Origin of the sequence: Bradyrhizobium sp. SZCCHNS3016 (assembly GCF_032484535.1) — a bacterium.
Taxonomy (GTDB): domain Bacteria; phylum Pseudomonadota; class Alphaproteobacteria; order Rhizobiales; family Xanthobacteraceae; genus Bradyrhizobium.
Genome location: NZ_JAUETE010000007.1, coordinates 253,633 through 267,912 on the forward strand (window position 1 = coordinate 253,633; position 14,280 = coordinate 267,912).

14 protein-coding genes are annotated in these 14,280 nt (G+C 64.6%); 9 read left to right on the forward strand and 5 right to left on the reverse strand.

Translation table 11 applies throughout. The features are described 5' to 3' along the window. Window positions 1–187: 187 nt before the first annotated feature. Together QW881_RS16070 and QW881_RS16075 are read right to left on the reverse strand one after the other, a co-directional pair. Entirely contained in the window at window positions 188–943 is a 756-nt protein-coding gene (locus QW881_RS16070; RefSeq protein WP_315756624.1) for an outer membrane protein, read from the reverse strand. Window positions 944–1,135: 192 nt separating this feature from the next. Beyond that, window positions 1,136–1,891 carry an outer membrane protein gene (locus QW881_RS16075; protein ID WP_315756623.1) on the reverse strand — a complete coding sequence of 252 codons (756 nt, stop codon included), beginning with the start codon at window positions 1,889–1,891 and terminating at the stop codon, window positions 1,136–1,138. Window positions 1,892–2,353: 462 nt separating this feature from the next. Here QW881_RS16075 and QW881_RS16080 point away from each other — a divergent pair, with 462 nt between their 5' ends. From QW881_RS16080 to gyrA, 3 genes are all read left to right on the forward strand, one after another. Then, complete coding sequence (locus QW881_RS16080) at window positions 2,354–2,854, forward strand: single-stranded DNA-binding protein (RefSeq protein ID WP_315738108.1); 501 nt, start codon at window positions 2,354–2,356, stop codon at window positions 2,852–2,854. A 58-nt stretch (window positions 2,855–2,912) separates the two neighbouring features. Then, window positions 2,913–3,311 carry a DUF2306 domain-containing protein gene (locus QW881_RS16085; protein ID WP_315756622.1) on the forward strand — a complete coding sequence of 133 codons (399 nt, stop codon included), beginning with the start codon at window positions 2,913–2,915 and terminating at the stop codon, window positions 3,309–3,311. Between the two features lie 170 nt (window positions 3,312–3,481). Next, window positions 3,482–6,232, forward strand: coding sequence for a DNA gyrase subunit A (gene gyrA, locus QW881_RS16090; protein ID WP_315756621.1), 2,751 nt, complete (start codon window positions 3,482–3,484; stop codon window positions 6,230–6,232). Window positions 6,233–6,316: 84 nt separating this feature from the next. Here gyrA and QW881_RS16095 read toward each other — a convergent pair whose 3' ends face one another. Beyond that, the gene (locus tag QW881_RS16095; RefSeq protein WP_315738105.1) at window positions 6,317–6,574 is read right to left on the reverse strand and encodes a hypothetical protein; all 258 of its coding nucleotides are present in this window, start codon (window positions 6,572–6,574) and stop codon (window positions 6,317–6,319) included. A 290-nt stretch (window positions 6,575–6,864) separates the two neighbouring features. On the opposite strand from QW881_RS16095, the gene coaD reads away from it, so the two are divergent. From coaD to queA, 4 genes are all read left to right on the forward strand, one after another. Continuing rightward, window positions 6,865–7,359 (forward strand): pantetheine-phosphate adenylyltransferase, encoded by a 495-nt coding sequence (coaD, locus tag QW881_RS16100; RefSeq protein ID WP_315738104.1) that lies wholly within the window; start codon window positions 6,865–6,867, stop codon window positions 7,357–7,359. 69 nt (window positions 7,360–7,428) lie between these two features. After that, window positions 7,429–7,992, forward strand: coding sequence for a peptidylprolyl isomerase (locus QW881_RS16105; protein WP_315711771.1), 564 nt, complete (start codon window positions 7,429–7,431; stop codon window positions 7,990–7,992). Window positions 7,993–8,283: 291 nt separating this feature from the next. Next, window positions 8,284–8,748 (forward strand): peptidylprolyl isomerase, encoded by a 465-nt coding sequence (locus QW881_RS16110; protein WP_315738103.1) that lies wholly within the window; start codon window positions 8,284–8,286, stop codon window positions 8,746–8,748. An 88-nt stretch (window positions 8,749–8,836) separates the two neighbouring features. Continuing rightward, window positions 8,837–9,931 (forward strand): tRNA preQ1(34) S-adenosylmethionine ribosyltransferase-isomerase QueA, encoded by a 1,095-nt coding sequence (gene queA / locus QW881_RS16115; RefSeq protein ID WP_315756620.1) that lies wholly within the window; start codon window positions 8,837–8,839, stop codon window positions 9,929–9,931. 39 nt (window positions 9,932–9,970) lie between these two features. Here queA and QW881_RS16120 read toward each other — a convergent pair whose 3' ends face one another. After that, window positions 9,971–10,996, reverse strand: coding sequence for an aspartate-semialdehyde dehydrogenase (locus QW881_RS16120; protein WP_315756619.1), 1,026 nt, complete (start codon window positions 10,994–10,996; stop codon window positions 9,971–9,973). Window positions 10,997–11,268: 272 nt separating this feature from the next. Between QW881_RS16120 and tgt the strand changes: the two genes are divergently transcribed. Next, window positions 11,269–12,423 (forward strand): tRNA guanosine(34) transglycosylase Tgt, encoded by a 1,155-nt coding sequence (tgt, locus tag QW881_RS16125; RefSeq protein WP_315756618.1) that lies wholly within the window; start codon window positions 11,269–11,271, stop codon window positions 12,421–12,423. Between the two features lie 174 nt (window positions 12,424–12,597). On the opposite strand, the gene QW881_RS16130 is transcribed toward tgt, so the two are convergent. Further along, the gene (locus tag QW881_RS16130) at window positions 12,598–12,816 is read right to left on the reverse strand and encodes a hypothetical protein (protein WP_315756617.1); all 219 of its coding nucleotides are present in this window, start codon (window positions 12,814–12,816) and stop codon (window positions 12,598–12,600) included. Window positions 12,817–13,315: 499 nt separating this feature from the next. On the opposite strand from QW881_RS16130, the gene cysK reads away from it, so the two are divergent. Further along, window positions 13,316–14,278 (forward strand): cysteine synthase A, encoded by a 963-nt coding sequence (gene cysK / locus QW881_RS16135; RefSeq protein ID WP_315738099.1) that lies wholly within the window; start codon window positions 13,316–13,318, stop codon window positions 14,276–14,278. Window positions 14,279–14,280: the final 2 nt, after the last annotated feature.

Sequence of the window (14,280 nt, forward strand, 5' to 3'; positions counted from 1 at the left end):
TGTAGGAGAGACTGCTTTCTAAATTCGTGATCGGGGAGCAGGCGCGGGGCGGGATGTGCCGAACGTACTTAAGCGCTGGTAAAGATCGCGACCGGTCGTGCAGATCGGAGAGCTGTCCCGAGGTGGGGGTGAGCGCTTGGTGCGTCAGACCCTCGAGTGCCAATCTTCGACTGCCAGTCCTCGAGGGTCAGTGCTTGGATACGACGGGACCGCCCCAGCGATAGTTCACGCGGACCGTCGCCATGTCGACGTCCTGGCCGACCGCATCGGTCCGGCCCGCGGCTCCACCGGGAACGCCCGAGAAGCCGAGGGTGCGGTTGCCCATGAACAGGTGCTCGTATTCGGCTGCGACCGACCAGTTCTTGGCGAAGCCGACCTCGACGCCGGTGCCGACAGCCGCCCCCCAGCGCGTGGCGCTGGACTGGTCGAGCACACCGCCGGTTGCCGTGGACAGACCGTTGTACTTCTCACCCGCAACCGCGGCGCCGCCCTTCACGTACCAGAGCACGTTGTTCCAGGAATAGCCGATCTGGCCGGTGAGCAAGCCGATCCCATTGATCTTGGTCTGGTTGGTCACGGGCGGGACGAACTGGCTGGTGTTGCTGCCCTTGAGGTTGGCCCAGTTTCCCTGGCCTTCGACGCCGAGCACCCAACCGCCAGCCTGCCAGCGATAGCCGATCTGGCCGCCAGCCAGCGCGCCGGTCGCATCATGGCAGCCTTCCGCGTTGGTTGCGGCCACGCCGGCGAAGCTGACCTTGTTGGTCCAGCAGGTGCGGGCCGATGCGCCACCGGCATTCAGGCCGATATAGAAGCCACTCCAATCATAGATCGTCGTGATCATCGCAGGCGCTTTGGTGAAGGTGCGCGCGGGCAAGTCGGCAGCGATGGCCGGCGCAATCCCCAGCGCCAGCGAAGTTGTCGCCCCCAGCAACAGCCTTCTCATCGCATTCCCCAAACCAAGTCCGACGCCCGCACGCACACTCTCACCAACGCCCACCCGCCGGACCTTGATAGCCCCTTCCGTCGTAAAAAGCCGTCACCCAAATGACACAACGGCCCAGCAAGTACCGGTTCTGGCACACAAAAAAGGCCGGCGCGAAGCCGGCCTTTCGACACATTCGATTTGCGCGTGCAATCAGTAGCGCGACACGATCGGGCCGCTGAAGTGATAGGAGACGCCGGCCTTGACGGTGTGCACGGTGTCGCTCCACTCGGAGCGATTGGCCGGAACCGCGCTGTACTGAATCGAGCTCTTGCCGAAGTCGAGATAGTTGTATTCGACCTTGGCCGACCAGTTCGGCGCGAACATGTACTCGGCGCCGGCACCGATCGTCCAACCCCAGCGCCAGTTGTTCTGAGCGAAGCTATTCGCCGCGCCGCCATTGAGCGCTGCGTCGTAGCGGTGTTGGAGATCGCCGACGGCAGCGCCGCCGCTGACAAAGAACAGCGCCGGACCCGCAGCCCAGCCGAGGCGGCCCTTGATGTCGCCGAAGCCGCGCAGCTGGGTGAAGTAGGTATCGCCGAGACCGGCGTTGACGACGCCCGACCGGCCGTTGATGTCGGCCCAGTGATAGTCGCCCTCGAGACCGAACACGATGTTGTCGATCTGCCAGTTGTAGCCGACCACACCGCCGATGAAGCCGCCGCTGGTGTTATAGTTCTGGGTGCCGGCAAAGATCGCCGTATTGGGCGCTCCGAAGAAGGTCTCGTTGCTTCGGCCCCAGCCGCCGCCGCCCTGCAGACCGAGATAGAAACCGGCCCAGGTTGGAAGTGGCGCCGGCGCCACCACCGGGGCCTTCGTGTACGGGCGGGCGGCGAGATCGGCGGCTCCCGCCGGCGTCAGCGCCCCCAAAACCATTAAGCTGACAGCTCCGAGAAAAATTCTTTTCATCCCAAGTCTCCCGCGTTGGGCGTCTCCAAATTGGTCCCCGGAGACGCACTTCTGTGAAGTTGGTGCGACCGCGCTTGCGGCCCCAATCCGTCCGGAAATATACGCTATTCAACCCTGGATACCGTCTCCCAAAAGCCACAGCCGAGGAGGAAGTGCGGCGAGCTAACGTGATGAAAATTAATCCCTTTTTTGTGAATAGGGAACTTTTTCCGGGTTCCATTTGCGAGAAGTTGCGATTCCATCGAGTTCCGCGGAACTCGACGCACGGTTGTGGACATATGCGTGCGAACAAAACTGGAACAATGGCCTTCCGCCTGCTATATGTGGATAAGCAATGGACAGGGCGGGTGGATCGCGCGGCAACCGTATAGGGTCCGCCGCGAGAGGAAGGGTTAGCCACCGGACGCCGTGAGGCCGGTGTGGACGGCCGGTCCGATGATCGAGAACCGCGGGAGAGTGGTGATGGCGGGTAGTGTGAACAAGGTGATTCTGGTCGGCAATCTTGGCAAGGACCCCGAGATCCGGCGTACGCAGGATGGGCGGCCGATCGCCAATCTGAGCATTGCGACGTCGGAAACGTGGCGCGACAAGGCGACCGGCGAGCGCAAGGAAAAGACCGAGTGGCACCGCGTGGTGATCTTCAACGAGGGTCTTTGCAAGGTCGCCGAGCAGTATCTGAAGAAGGGCGCCAAGGTTTACATCGAGGGCGCGCTGCAGACCCGCAAATGGACCGACCAGAGCGGTGTCGAAAAGTACTCGACCGAGGTCGTTCTGCAGGGCTTCAACTCGACCTTGACGATGCTCGATGGCCGGGGCGGCGGCGGTGGCGGCAGCTTCTCCGATGACATGGGTGGCGGCGATTTCGGCAGCAGCGGTCCGTCGATGGCGCCGCCGCGCCGCGCGGTCGCTTCGGCCGGTGGTGGCGGACGCAACAGCGACATGGACGACGACATTCCGTTCTGAGGCGCAGGGGCGGCCGCACGACGTTCAGGCCGCTGCCGTCTGACCACGGGGGTGTTGCATGAACTTCGCACCGCTGCTCGCCGCCGAACCCGCCGTCTTGCTGCACGCCGTCGCCGCGATGACGGCGTTTGCGCTGGGGCTCGTCCAGTTCGCGGCCCCGAAGGGGACCTTGCCGCATCGAACGATCGGCTGGGTCTGGGTCGCGCTCATGGTTGCCGTTGCAGCCAGCTCGTTCTGGATCCACACCATCCGGCTGGTCGGGCCATGGAGCCCGATCCACCTGCTGTCGCTCTACACGTTGGCCGTGCTGCCGCTTGCGGTGTGGGCTGCGCACCGCCATCGGGTGGCGGCCCATCGCCGGGCCATGATCACGCTGTTTTCCGGTGCCCTCGTGATTGCCGGACTGTTCACGCTGCTGCCCGGACGGATCATGCACAAGGTGGTCTTCGGGCCCTAGCCAGAGACGGTTCCCGAGCAAGCCTCGCGGAGCCGTGTCATGTGGTTAAGTCCCTGGAAAGGCGAGCAGAAAAAGCGCGGCCCACCTCGGTTTGGGGGTGGCCTGCGGCGCGCTCCTGCGCTATATGATTCCAAGCGATTTTCGCGTGTCAAAACCGACCGGTATCCCCTTTGTCCGATAAAGAAGATGAGAAGCCCGGCGAGCCGGGCGGACCTTCCGACATTCGTCCCGTTTCCATCCTCGACGAGATGAAACGCTCCTACCTCGATTACGCGATGAGCGTGATCGTGTCGCGAGCGCTGCCCGATGCGCGCGACGGCCTCAAGCCCGTGCACCGGCGCATCCTGTATTCGATGTACGAGCAGGGGCACACGCCCGACAAGAAATACGTCAAGTCCGCGCGCGTGGTCGGCGACGTCATCGGTAAATATCATCCGCATGGCGACCAGTCGATCTACGACGCCATGGTGCGCATGGCGCAGGACTTTTCGATGCGCGTGCCGCTGATCGACGGCCAGGGCAATTTCGGCTCCGTCGACGGCGATCCCCCCGCCGCCTATCGATACACCGAAGCCAAGCTCGCCAAGTCGGCGATTCCGCTGCTCGACGACATCGACAAGGACACCGTCGACTTCCAGCCGAACTACGACAATTCGGACAAGGAACCGTCGGTTCTTCCGGCCAAATATCCGAACCTGCTGGTCAATGGCGCCGGCGGCATCGCGGTCGGCATGGCCACCAACATCCCGCCGCACAATCTCGGCGAGGTGATCGATGCCTGCATCGCGCTGATCGACAATCCCGCGCTCACGATCGATGACCTCATCAACATCATTCCGGGGCCGGATTTCCCGACCGGCGGCATCATTCTTGGCCGCGCGGGCGCCCGCTCGGCCTACCATCTGGGCCGCGGCTCGATCATGATGCGCGGCAAGGTGACGATCGACACGATCCGCAAGGATCGCGAGGCGATCATCATCTCCGAGATCCCCTACCAGGTGAACAAGGCCACGATGGTCGAGCGCATCGCCGAGCTGGTGCGCGAGAAGAAGATCGAAGGCGTCGCCGACCTGCGCGACGAAAGCGACCGCGACGGCTACCGCGTCGTCGTCGAGCTGAAGCGCGACGCCGTGCCGGACGTCGTGCTCAACCAGCTCTACAAGTTCACGCCGCTGCAGACGAGCTTCGCCGCCAACATGCTGGCGCTCGACGGCGGCCGCCCGCAGACGATGACGTTGAAGGACCTGCTGACGATCTTCGTCGCGTTCCGCGAGCGTGTCGTTACGCGCAGGACCAAGTTCCTGCTCAACAAGGCGCGCGACCGAGCTCATATCCTGGTCGGCCTTGCCGTGGCCGTGGCCAATATCGACGAGGTCATCAGGGTCATCAGGACCTCGCCAGATCCTGCGACGGCGCGCGAGGCGTTGATGTCGCGCGACTGGCCGGCGCGCGACGTCGAGGCCATCATCACGCTGATCGACGATCCGCGCCATCGCCTGGCCGAGGACGGCACCATCCGGTTGTCGTTCGAGCAGGCCAAGGCCATTCTCGACCTGCGTCTGCAGCGCCTGACCGCGCTCGGCCGCGAGGAGATTTCCGACGAGCTCGACAAGCTCAAGGTCGAGATCAACGACTATCTCGACATCCTGCGCTCGCGGGCGCGGGTGCAGGGCATCATCAAGGACGAGCTCGCCGCCGTTAAGGCGGAGTTCGGCACGCCGCGCCGCACCGTGATCGCCGAGCAGGAAGGCGAGGTCGAGGACGAGGACCTGATCCAGCGCGAGGACATGGTCGTGACCGTGTCGCATGCCGGCTACACCAAGCGCGTGCCGCTGTCGGCCTATCGGGCGCAGCGTCGCGGCGGCAAGGGCCGCTCGGGCATGCAGACCCGCGAGGAGGATTTCGTCAGCCGGCTGTTCGTGGCCTCCACGCACACGCCGGTGCTGTTCTTCTCGTCGCGCGGCCAGGTCTACAAGGAGAAGGTCTGGCGGCTGCCGATCGCGGCGCCCAACGGGCGCGGCAAGGCGCTGATCAACATCCTGCCGCTGGAGCAGGGCGAGCGCATCACCACGATCATGCCGCTGCCGGAGGATGAATCCTCCTGGGCCAATCTCGACGTGATGTTCGCCACCACCGGCGGCAACGTCCGCCGCAACAAGCTGTCGGATTTCGTCGACGTGCGCCGCTCCGGCATCATCGCGATGAAGCTCGACGAGGGCGAGGAGATCGTCAACGTGCAGATCTGCACCGAGCGTGACGACGTGCTGCTCACGGCGTCGGGCGGGCAGTGCATCCGATTCCCCGTCACCGACGTGCGCGTCTTCACCGGGCGGACCTCGATGGGCGTGCGCGGCATCGCGCTCGCCGGCGGTGACAAGGTGATCTCGCTGTCGATCCTGCGCCATGTCGAGACGACCTCGGACGAGCGTACGGCCTATTTGAAGATGCGCCGGGCGATGTCGGGCGATGCTGCCACCGAGGAGCCGGTCGAGACCGAGGGCGAGGAGGCGGCCGCTGGCGCGATCCAGCTGTCGCAGGAACGCTATGTCGAGATGTCCGCGCAGGAGCAGGTGGTGCTGACCGTCTCGGTCAACGGCTACGGCAAGCGCACCTCGTCCTACGAGTACCGCACCACCGGCCGCGGTGGCAAAGGCATCGTCGCGATGTCCGTCAACAACCGCAACGGCAAGCTCGTCGCCTCATTCCCGGTCGAGGACGGCGATCAGATCATGCTGGTGACGGACAAGGGGCAGTTGATCCGTTGCCCGGTCGACGGCATCCGCATCGCGGGACGCTCGACCCAGGGCGTCATCGTGTTCGACACCGCCGATGATGAGCACGTCGTTTCGGTGGAGCATATCGGTGAGGAGACCGAGAACGGCACCGGTGGGAACGGGACTGAAGGTGCGAATGGCGAGTGAGTTGCGAATGGCGAATAGGGAGTAGCGAATAGAGGAGGAATCAAGTCTTCTCGCTATTCGCTATTCGCTATTCGCTATTCGCCCTTACTGTGTCCGCTCGACGGAGACCATCCTGGCCTCGCGGATCGTTCCCCTGGTGCCGGCGCTGCGCAGGCAGCCCGCTTCGAAGTTCGGCCAAGCCTGCTGCGAGCAGTCGCGGCCGATCGGGCGAATGTCCAGGCGGTCCGCCTTGGCGAGCGGACGCGGCACGCTGGCTTCAACCTGAGGAGCGAAGCCGGGCAGGACGGTGATGCCGGCAGCCACCAAGCCGGCAGCTGCGACTGCAGATAGCGCTTTGATCATGACGGTCCCCTGTCCGGGCCGTTCGGCCCGTTGTTCGTTAAGGATTTGATAATCAGCTCGGGTTTCGAGACGTCTTCGCGGGACGGGCGAATTGGTTTCTTCTCGGCCCGGCGTGTTTCATGTCCCAAGTTCCGATGAAACAATCGCGGTAGCCGACCACAGTTCCGGCCCCCCGGCGTCGCACCTCATTTCATTGCGGTGCAGTCTCGGCCACTCTTTGCCCATCACAGCCACGCCAGCGGGCCTGGCGGTGGCTTGCCGGCCTGTTCCCGGCGGTATAGGACGGGCGCATGCAACGCATTGCGCTCTATCCGGGCTCGTTCGATCCCGTCACCAACGGCCATCTTGATGTGGTCCGGCAGGCCGTTCATCTCTGCGATCGCCTGATCGTCGCGGTCGGCGTGCATCATGGCAAGAAGCCGCTGTTCTCGACCGAGGAGCGGCTGGCGATGGCGCATGAGATCTTCGGCCCCGTCGCAGCCGCGGCGGGCTGCGGCTTCGAGGCTTCGACCTACGACAATCTGACCGTCACGGCCGCGGAAAAAGCCGGCGCGATCATGATGATCCGGGGCCTGCGCGACGGTACCGATTTCGACTACGAGATGCAGTTGGCCGGCATGAACCAGACCATGGCACCGCAGGTCCAGACGGTATTCGTTCCAGCCTCGGTGAGTGTCCGCCCGATCGCGGCCACGCTGGTTCGCCAGATCGCCGCCATGGGCGGCGAGATCTCGCATTTCGTGCCGCCGTCGGTGGCCGAAAGTCTCAAGGCCAAGTTCAACTGATCCTTCAGGCACCGGCCGCTTCAGGCGGTGCCTTTTCTCTCCACATCGTCTCATGTCATCGGAGTTGCCATGATCCGCGCTCTCGCTTTCGTCTTTGCTCTCGTGTTCGCATTGCCGGCGCTGGCCCAGTCGCTGCCTGCCGGCCTCGACAAGCAGAATGCCCTGGTCATCGACACCACCAAGGGCCGCATCATCATCAAGCTGCGCACCGATCTGGCGCCACAGCATGCCGAGCGACTGAAGACGCTGGCGCGCGAAGGCTTCTACAACAACGTGCCGTTCCACCGCGTCATGGACGGCTTCATGGCGCAGACCGGTGACGGCCAGAACTTCAATGGCACCGGCGGCTCGAAGTACCCGAACCTGAAGCAGGAGTTTTCGAGCACGCCGTTCAAGCGCGGCACCGTCGGCATGGCGCGCCGGGGCGATAGCGTCGATTCTGCCAACTCGCAGTTCTTCATCTGCTTCGGCGACGCCTCCTTCCTCAACGGCCAATACACCGTGATCGGCGAGGTCGTGCAGGGCATGGACGTCGTCGACAAGCTCAAGAAGGCGCCTCCGGGCTCGTCGGGCGGCGCCGTGACCGATCCCGACAAGATGGTCAAGGTGCAGGTCGCCTCGGACATCAAGTAGGTCCGAGAAAGCAGGGCACATGGGTCTCGCGCCCGGTTCCCTCAGGCATTAAGGAACCTTTTGCCACGTCGCGGAGGCATGCCGATTCTGCCGCCCCGTCACATCGACAGGGCCGGTGGCTTCAGCTTTAAGCGCATTGGGTCTATTCTCGACCAGCATCGCGGGCCTCGTCGTGCTCGGATCGCCGTCAGGAGGGGTGACGGCCGCACATGGGAAGGCGCCGCGACATTTCAGACCCAGGATTTACTTTGTCCTGACCCCCGTCAATTCCACAAAAACCGAGAGACCAGCATGGCTGTGACCGAAAATACCTTGATCCTCGAAACCACCCAGGGCCCCGTCACCATCGAGATGCGTCCCGATCTCGCGCCCGGCCATGTCGCGCGCATCAAGGAGCTCGTCCGCGAGGGCTTCTACGACGGCATCGTCTTCCACCGCGTCATCGACGGCTTCATGGCGCAGACCGGCTGTCCGCAGGGCACCGGCACCGGCGGCTCCGGCAAGAAGCTGAAGGCCGAGTTCAACGCCGAGCCGCATGTGCGCGGCACGACCTCGATGGCCCGTGCGGCCAATCCGGATTCAGGCGACAGCCAGTTCTTCATCTGCTTCGATGACGCCCGCTTCCTGGACAAGCAGTACACGGTCTGGGGCAAGGTCACCGAGGGCATGGAGAACGTCGACAAGATCAAGCGCGGCGAGCCGGTGCAGAACCCGGACAAGATCGTGAAGGCCTACATGGCCGCCGACGCGGCATAGTATCGCGGCAAAGGCCGCGATGCGCGAGTAGGGAGTAGCGAATAGCGAGTAGTCTATTCGCCATTCCTGTTCGCTACTGGCTCTGATCATGCGCACCGACCTCTTCGACTTCCATCTCCCGCCCGAAAACATCGCGCTGCGGCCGGCGAGCCCGCGCGAGGCGGCGCGCATGCTGGTGGTGCAGGGCGACGGCGTGCTCCGCGACCGCACGGTCGCCGACCTGCCGGACTGGCTGGAGCCGGGTGATCAGCTCGTCGTCAACGACACCAGGGTGATCGCGGCGCAGCTGTCGGGCCGGCGCATCAGCCGTAACACTGAGGCGAAGATCGAGGCGACGCTGATCAAGCGGCTCGATGGCTCGCGCTGGCAGGCGCTGGTCAGGCCGGCCAAGAAGCTCTCTCGCGGCGATACGATCCGGTTCGGCAACGAGGGCAAGGTCTGCCTGCTCGGCCATCTCGATGCGACCGTCGAGGCCAAGGGCGCCGACGGCGAGGTGACGCTGTCCTTCGTCTTTCACGGTCCGGCCCTCGACCAGGCGATCGCCGATCTCGGCCGGCCGCCGCTGCCGCCCTACATCGCCGGCAAGCGCCCGGCGGATGAGCAGGACACGCGGGACTATCAGACCATGTTCGCGGCCAAGGAGGGCGCGGTTGCTGCGCCGACCGCCGGACTGCATTTCACGCCGGCGCTGGAGCAGCGGCTGCGCGACCGCGGCGTCGGGCTGCAGCGTGTCACCCTGCATGTCGGGGCCGGCACTTTCCTGCCGGTCAAGGTCGAGGATACCGAGGGCCACCGCATGCATGCGGAGTGGGGCAGCCTCACGCCTGAGACGGCCGCGGCGCTGAACGAGGCGCGCGCCAAGGGCGGCCGCATCGTTGCAGTCGGCACGACGTCGCTGCGGCTCGTGGAGAGCGCGGCGCAGCCCGACGGCACGATCGCGCCGTTCGAGGCCGAGACCTCGATCTTCATCACGCCCGGCTATCGCTTCCGCGCGGTCGACATCCTGATGACCAACTTCCATCTGCCGCGCTCGACGCTGTTCATGCTGGTCTCGGCCTTCGCCGGCTTGGAGACGATGCACGCGGCCTATGCGCATGCGATCCGCAGCGGCTATCGGTTCTATTCCTATGGCGATGCGTGTCTGTTGTTTCGTCAGCCAGACGAGCGCATCGTCGAGCCGTAGGGTGGGCAAAAGGCCCACCCTGCAAGTTCGCCCTGAGAGCTACGCCATCGCGCGCTCCGGCAAGAGCTCCGCGATCTGCACCGCATTGAGCGCGGCGCCCTTGAGCAGCTGATCGGCGGCCACGAACATCGCGATCGAATGCCCTGACGGATCGGACAGATCCTTCCTGATGCGCCCGACCAGCACATCGTCCTGTCCCGACGCGTCGACAGGCATGGGGAAGTGGTTCTTGGCGCGGTCGTCGACCACGCGCACGCCGGGCGCGATCGCCAGGATGCGGCGGACGTCGTCCTCCGCGATCGGTTTCTCGCATTCGAAGGTGATGGATTCGCAATGGGCGCGCAGCACCGGCACGCGGACGCAGGTGACGCCGATGGCGATGCCTTCGTCCTCAAAGATCTTGCGGGTCTCGTTGATGACCTTGGTCTCCTCGTCGTTGTAGCCGGTCTCGGGATCGATGGCGGTGTTGTGGCTGAACAGGTTGAAGGCGAACGGATGCGGCATCACCTTGGGCGCGTAGACCTGGCCGTTGAGGCTCGCGCGGGTCGACTGCACCAGCTCGTCCATCGCCGCCGCACCGGCACCGCTGGCGGCCTGATAGGTCGAGATGATCACGCGCTTGATGCGGTTCTTCTGATGGATCGGCCATAGCGGCACCAGCGCCGTGATGGCCGCGCAGTTCGGATTGGCGATGATGCCCTTGTGATCGCGGATTCGGCGGGCGTTGATCTCGGGGATGACCAGCGGCACGTTCGGGTCCATGCGGAAGGCCGAGGAATTGTCGACCACGACGGCGCCGGAGCGCACGGCGATCGGCGCGAACTTCTTGGAAATGCCGCTGCCGGCCGAGAACAGCGCGATGTCGACGCCCTCGAAGGAGCGTTCGGTCAGCTCCTCGATCACGATGGTCTGGCCGCGGAAGCTCACGGTCTGGCCGGCCGAGCGGGCGCTCGCAAGCGCCTTGAGCTTGCCGACGCGGACGTTGCGGCGGTCCAGGGTGGCGATGAATTCGGCGCCGACGGCGCCGGTCACGCCGACGATGGCAATGGTGGGATCGTGGGGCACGTCTCAGGTCTCCGGTTGAAATTCGGGCAATAAAAAAGCCCCGGACCTTCATCAGGCGGGGCTTCGGTTCGAAGATGGTCGCAATCGAGTTCGACTACGCGCGCACGCCTCCCGAGGCCCTCGTGGGCTTGGTGGTTTTCGTCGTGCGTTTGGTCAAGATCGACATGGCGGGGGACCATAGGGGCGGTCGGAACCGCCGTCAACGGCCGAAAGGGGCGAAAACGGCGCCATCGCAGTTGAATCGGGGGCCGTCCTGACGCAATAAGCCGGCCATGAGCTCTTCCGCTGGCGACCTTCCCAACCACTTCGAATTGCTCGCGACCTCCGGCGCGGCCCGTACGGGCCGGCTGACGACGCCGCACGGCGTGGTCCGCACGCCGGCCTTCATGCCTGTCGGCACCGCCGGCGCCATGAAGGGCATCCACTGGCGTGACGTGCGCGAGGCCGGCGCCGACATCGTGCTCGGCAACACCTATCATCTGATGCTGCGGCCCACGGCCGAGCGCATCGCCGCCCTCGGCGGCCTGCAGCGCTTCACCGGCTGGGGCGGGCCGATGCTGACCGATTCCGGCGGCTTCCAGGTGATGTCGCTATCGGGTTTACGCAAGGTGACCGAGCAGGCGGTGACGTTCCGCTCGCACATCGACGGCGCGAAAATCGAGCTGTCGCCGGAGCGCGCCATCGAGGTGCAGCGCCTGCTGAACTCCGACATCGCGATGCAGCTCGACGAATGCGTGCGGCTGCCGGCCGAGCGCGACGACATCGAGCGCGCGATGCGGCTGTCGCTGCGCTGGGCCGAACGCTGCCGCCGCGCCTTCGAGAGTGCGCCGGCAGGCTACATGCTGTTCGGCATCGTGCAGGGCGGCGACGTGCCCGCGCTGCGCGTCGCCAGCGCGCAGGCGCTGGTCGACATCGGCTTCCACGGCTATGCGATCGGCGGCTTGGCCGTCGGCGAGCCGCAGGCGGTCATGCTCGAGATGATCGAGGCGACCGCGCCGGCGCTGCCGGCCGACCGTCCACGCTACCTGATGGGTGTCGGCACGCCTGACGATCTCCTGGAGTCGGTCAGGCGCGGCATCGACATGTTCGACTGCGTGCTGCCGACCCGCAACGGCCGCCACGGCGTCGCCTACACACGCTTCGGGCCAGTGAACCTGCGCAACGCGCGTCACGCCGACGACCCGCGTCCGCTGGATGAAGAGAGCCCGTGGCCGGCGGCGCGCAGCTATGCCCGCGCCTATCTGCATCATCTCATCAAGGCCGGCGAGGCGCTCGGCGCGACGCTGCTGTCGGAAATCAACATTGCCTATTTCCAGCAATTGATGGCTGGGATGCGCGAGGCGATCGCACAGGGGCGCTTCACGGAATTCTACGAGCGCACCAAGGCGGATTGGGCTCGCGGCGACATCGCCCCGCGCGCCGGCTGACGGCCGCGTCAGGTGAAGGCCGTCAGCTTGTTGTGAGCCCGGCCCTATGCGCCGGCCCACATGAAATCGTGCTGGTGATGCATTGCCGACCTGCCCGATGGCCGACCGTTGTGCGATCCGTAGCGACGGACGGCCGTGATATCACGTCGCGGAACTCTCTCGCCCTGGCGCCGTTCAGTTGCAGACGAAACGGCTTTTCACGGAGTGCTTGGTGACGAAGCCATAGCCGCAGGTGTCGCAGGTCCAGAGATAGCTGATGGCATTGTCGGCCAAGTATGCCGACGCCTCCGCGGCAATCATGGAGTCGGCGCAGACCGGGCATCTCGGCAGATCGCAGCCGCGGGGATTCGGGCGGGCGGTTGCGGTCGACACGAGATCAGCAAGTGCTGACATATTGACCTCCTGGACGATCTCTTTGTTGGCGATCTCTGCTTGAACGACGTCAATTTCGAAAAGGGTCGATTTCGAACGAGTCGCGTTCGAACGGGTCTATTTCCGACGAGTCCAACTTTTCGCGGATATGCGGATATCAAGTCCGTCACACAAAGAGTTTGTCTGGGTGGTCTGTTCTTATGTCTGTTCTACAACGGCGCTGTCGTTTGGCACGAACGACCCGATTGTATCACTCCGAAGATGACATCTTGCTGATGTCCGCGCCCGGGTTGCCGTCGACCTGCATCATGAATTTTCGTCCGGCTGAAGTCAAACATACACCCGGTTTATTGACCTTGTCGCAACACAAATGCGTTGGTTTTTCGCAATTTGGCCACGACTTGTTGTGCGCCGCGATCGTCTTAAGATCGCGCAAACGTGCTTGCGCAGCGCAACAGGCTCGCTGAAGATGGTCAGAAGCGTTGTCGATGTCGCGCGGGGCGCGCAGAGGAGTGATTTCATGGAGTCGTCAGCACAGCGTCCCGGACGCGGGCGCGTATTTGATTCAATTGTCGACGCGTTCGGCAATACGCCGATTGTGCGGTTGCGAAAGCTGCCGGAGCAGCATGGCGTCAAGGCGACCATCCTCGCTAAGCTGGAATACTTCAATCCCGCCGCGAGCGTGAAGGATCGGATCGGCGTCGGCATGATCCTGGCGATGGAGCAGGCCGGCGTGATCAAGCCCGACACCGTGCTGATCGAGCCGACCTCGGGCAATACCGGCATCGCGCTGGCCTTCGTGGCGGCGGCGCGCGGCTACAAGCTGAAGCTGGTGATGCCGGAGTCGATGTCGGTGGAGCGGCGCAAGATGCTCGCCTTCCTCGGCGCCGAGATCGTGCTCACGCCGGCGTCGCAGGGCATGAAGGGCGCCATCGCCACTGCCGAGGAGCTGTTGCGGACGACGCCGAACTCGGTGATGCCGCAGCAGTTCAAGAACCTCGCCAATCCGGACATTCATCGTCGCACCACGGCCGAGGAGATCTGGAACGATACGGCCGGCAATATCGACGTCTTCGTCGCCGGCGTCGGCACCGGTGGCACCATCACCGGCGTCGGCCAGGTGCTGAAGTCGCGCAAGCCCGGCCTCAAGGTCGTCGCGGTCGAGCCGGAGGAGAGCCCGGTGCTGTCGGGCGGCCAGCACTCGCCGCACAAGATCCAGGGCATCGGCGCCGGCTTCGTGCCCGACATTCTCGACCGGTCCGTGATCGACGAGATCGTCAAGATCAACAGCACGACCGCGATCGAGACCTCGCGTGCGCTGGCCCGCAACGAGGGCATTCCCGGCGGCATCTCCTCGGGCGCGGCGATTGCGGCCGCGATCGAGATCGGCAAGCGACCGGAAAGCGCGGGCAAGACGATCCTGGCGATCGTGCCGTCGTTCTCCGAGCGTTATCTGTCCACCGCGCTGTTCGAGGGGATCTGATC